The 3,708-nt window shown below is 32.8% G+C and carries 4 protein-coding genes; 1 reads left to right on the top strand and 3 read right to left on the bottom strand.

The window, feature by feature from the left end:
• The first annotated feature begins 163 nt into the window (after positions 1–163).
• Positions 164–862, top strand: a complete 699-nt coding sequence (locus AC1DTM_RS20250; protein WP_002202483.1) for a peptidase E — start codon at positions 164–166, stop codon at positions 860–862.
• Positions 863–916: 54 nt separating this feature from the next.
• Here AC1DTM_RS20250 and AC1DTM_RS20245 read toward each other — a convergent pair whose 3' ends face one another.
• The 3 genes from AC1DTM_RS20245 to AC1DTM_RS20235 form a co-directional block, all read right to left on the bottom strand.
• Complete coding sequence (locus tag AC1DTM_RS20245; protein ID WP_016104457.1) at positions 917–2,326, bottom strand: MATE family efflux transporter; 1,410 nt, start codon at positions 2,324–2,326, stop codon at positions 917–919.
• Positions 2,327–2,540: 214 nt separating this feature from the next.
• Complete coding sequence (locus AC1DTM_RS20240; protein WP_016104456.1) at positions 2,541–3,305, bottom strand: DUF2087 domain-containing protein; 765 nt, start codon at positions 3,303–3,305, stop codon at positions 2,541–2,543.
• A 299-nt stretch (positions 3,306–3,604) separates the two neighbouring features.
• Positions 3,605–3,708 (bottom strand): permease (locus AC1DTM_RS20235; RefSeq protein WP_477000732.1); only part of this gene is annotated, 104 nt, incomplete at its 5' end.

Raw genomic sequence — 3,708 nt, 5'->3', positions numbered from 1 at the left:
GGATAAACTACTTCTAATTCCTTTCTATCCACAGCTATCAACTCCTTATGCTATTTCAATATATTGTTCACTTTATTTCCCCTTATTCATTAAATCACAGAAGGAATGTAACTCCCCGCTATCGAATTTTTACATAACAAATATTATTAGGTGGTGCTTTACTATGAAATTAGCTGTCATTGGTGGCGGTGATTTACAAGATCCAAATCACTTGCATATTAATGAACGACTTATAGAATTAACAAATAAACAATACCCAAAAGTATTATTCATTCCAACAGCTAGTCGTGATGATGAAGGATATATAAAGTTATTTTTAGAAACGTTTGAAAAGCGATTACATTGTGAGGTTCAAATTTTACGCTTTATAACCGAAACACCTACTAAATATGAAATAGATGAGATGATTCATTCTGCCGATTTAATTTATCTTGGCGGTGGGAATTACGTTCATATGCTTGAACAATGGAAAGAACATAAACTAGATGAAAAGTTACTATTTGCTTTAAAACGCGGAACACTTATTGCAGGATATAGTGCCGGTGCGATGTGCTGGTTCACATCTAGCATTCGTTCAGATTATGAAGGTTCCGGTTATATAGAAAGTAGTGGCTGGAGTATTGTTAATAAAAGATTTTGCCCCCATTACAATCAATTAAATAGAATGAATGCCTTCCATACGTTTTTACAAACTCACCAAGGTAATATAGAAGGCATTGCATTAGAAGATAATTGCGCTTTATATATTACAGAAGGTTCATTTGAAATTATCGGTGAGCCAGATACAGCTTGGGAGTTTTATATGAATAATGGAAAACTCATTAGACAACATTTTGATATAACTTTAAAAAGTTATTTATAAGCATTCATCAAAAAAAAGTCCCTAAGTATAATGACTTAGGGACTTTTTCATCTTTTAACTCACTAATCGTGTAATTCGTTTCTTCTGCCATGAAAGCTTATAATATGCATACTGTAATATTAAGCTGACGATGAATGCCGCTGGATATCCAATCCAAATTCCTTCTATACCAAGACTCGTATGGTAAGAAAGATAATACGCTACAGGTACTTCAACAAACCAGATTGATACAACACTAATCACAGTTGGCCAAAGTACTGTACCACTTGCTCGCATTGTCGCACTAATAATTTGTGCATGACCGAAAATTAAGTAACTCCATAATGTAATCATAACTAAACTATGAGCAATTTCAATTGTAGTTTGACTTGTCAAAAATAGTGCTAAAATATCTCTTGAGAATAAATAAATAAGCGATATTAATACACCACCAATGATATAATTCATAATAATTCCGGCCTTAACAACTTTCTGTAATCGATCAAATTGGTTTGCACCAATTGATTGCGCTGCAAAAATTGATACGGTAATGCCGAGGCTAACTGCTGGCATTTGTACATAACTTGCAACTTGGTTCACAACACCATACGCCGCTGTTGCATCTGATCCATAGCGATTCACAAATGCGATTACCGCAATTTCTGATAATGAAACTAATATCATATTAATACTCGCTGGAATACCAAGTCGTAACAATAACTTTAATAACTCCCAGTCCATACGAAGATATTTTCTTACTGTAGCGTCTAATTGCAGTGGATGATTTTTCTTCTTTAAATACACTAGCATGACAATAAACGTAATAACTGTAGATATAACTGAAGCATAGGCTGCTCCGTAAACATCTAATTTCGGAGCTCCTAACCAGCCAAAAATAAGAATTGGTAATAAGATCATATTTAGCGCTGTACTAACGATTAAAAAGTAAAATGGCGTTTTAGAATCTCCTGTACCTCTCATAAATGTTGTGTATGCAAAATATAAAAATAATACTGGCATAGATATAAATAAAATTCTTGCGTAATGCACACTTATTTCAATAATATTTTCTGGTGTTCCCATAAGGCGCATAATATCCATCGCAAAAATACTACCTATTATCGCCAACACGACTCCGATAATAAAAGTAAACGTAAGCGTCGTACCAACGATAGCTTTTAAGCGCTCTTCATTTTTAGCACCAAATGCCTGACCAATTAAAATTGAACTACCAGAACCAATTCCAATTACAAATGAAACGAGCAGGAAAAATAACGGGAAGAACGCCGATATAGCTGCTAGATCATTTACGCCAAGCCATCTTCCTACTACTACCATTCCAAATAACTGTCCAACTGACTGTAATACATTACTTAAAAGTAACGGTACTAAAAACATGGACATCGATTTCCATATCGGCTTATGTTCCGTTTCTGACTTCTGTGACTCTACACCTTCTTTATTGTTATCTGTAGGTGGTTTCAAATTTCATTTCTCCTTTTATTTAAAATCCGTGCTCAAATAGTGGTAATTGTGCCAACCATTTCTATACTGTTTGCTCGTTAAAGTAAATGCTTCTTCCACTCACTATTTTCAAATTCATCATAGAACTTTAACATATTTTTCGTATCTGTAATCCTCTATCTCTTTGTATAGTTGTTTTTATGATGTGCTTCTATTCATTTTCTTCTCTTCATTCTTATAACTTCACCCAATATTGGCTTCCATCAGCTGTTCTATCTAAAAAACCATATTCAATTAAATATCTTCTCAAAGTTACAAAATCCGGATATATATTTTCTAAAACTGTATTTACTTCTTTTTCAGTATACTTTTTATTACTATCGAATTTCTTCACTAAATGACGTAATATAATTAATTTACGCTTTTGCTTTTTCGGAAATTTAGAAAGCGGTCCATCCAAACCTTCTGTAAAATGCGTTGTTAAAACTTCAGCATTTTCTTCCTCTGTAATATTGTATCGATCATCCACCATCGTAGCTGTTCTATGAATCGGTACAAATTTAGTTTGAACTTTTGATTTTTCTTCTGACAATTCCATTAACGCTAAAAATACTTTCGCTTGCTTCATTTTCTCTCGCAATGTAAATCGATGATTGCGAATCGTCGACGTGCTCCCGCCGTCCATTTCTTTTACAATCTCTTTATCGTTAAGTCCCATATGGAAAAACTGAACCATTTTCTTTTGCAAATCAGTTAAACCTGTAAACTTCTTATCAAGATTTAATAAATATTCAAACATAGACGTATGCTCATTTTGAATATGCAACTGTACAAACTTCTCTGCTTCATACAAAACTTGATTTTCTTGATAAATAACCCCTTTAATAAACGTTTCTCCACAAGCTAAACAAATATACTCCTCTGCTGCCTCGTCAAATACATACCCTTTCTTTAATTCCTCTACCGACGCATCCCAAAACTTCTCTGAAATATCACTCATACTAAACACTCCTTCAAAATGTTTATTTAAAAACAAACAAATTCCAATAACGTTTATTATCACTTCATCATCTTAACATATAAAAAATAAACATTTCAATGTTTCGTTTACCTATTTTACAAACTTTTATAAAAATGTTTATCTAACTATGATAAATAGGACTTATCACACCGAAAAACGAATGTATTTTAACAAACTAATTATTATGGGATGTGAAACAAAACATGACTACTATTCAAGACCCTTCCAGCATTCAATTTTAACTACAAAAAAGGTGTTTCCGTATATGGAAACACCTTTTACCTTTTATATATTTTATAAACAACCTCTACTAAAACTTTACTTGCTTGTACAAATACATGTTTTCGATTTCCATCCTCAACGAATCTATTTGAACAACCAC

It is taken from the genome of Bacillus sp. P4_D3 (assembly GCF_056401855.1).
Note: the sequence above shows the minus strand (reverse complement) of the source record. Positions and strands in the feature narration are given on the sequence as shown.

Excerpts from the sequence above, each read along its gene's own strand:
- AC1DTM_RS20250 (WP_002202483.1), top strand. The coding sequence starts at position 164 with ATGAAATTAGCTGTCATTGGTGGCGGTGATTTACAAGATCCAAATCAC.
- AC1DTM_RS20240 (WP_016104456.1), bottom strand. The coding sequence starts at position 3,305 with ATGAGTGATATTTCAGAGAAGTTTTGGGATGCGTCGGTAGAGGAATTA.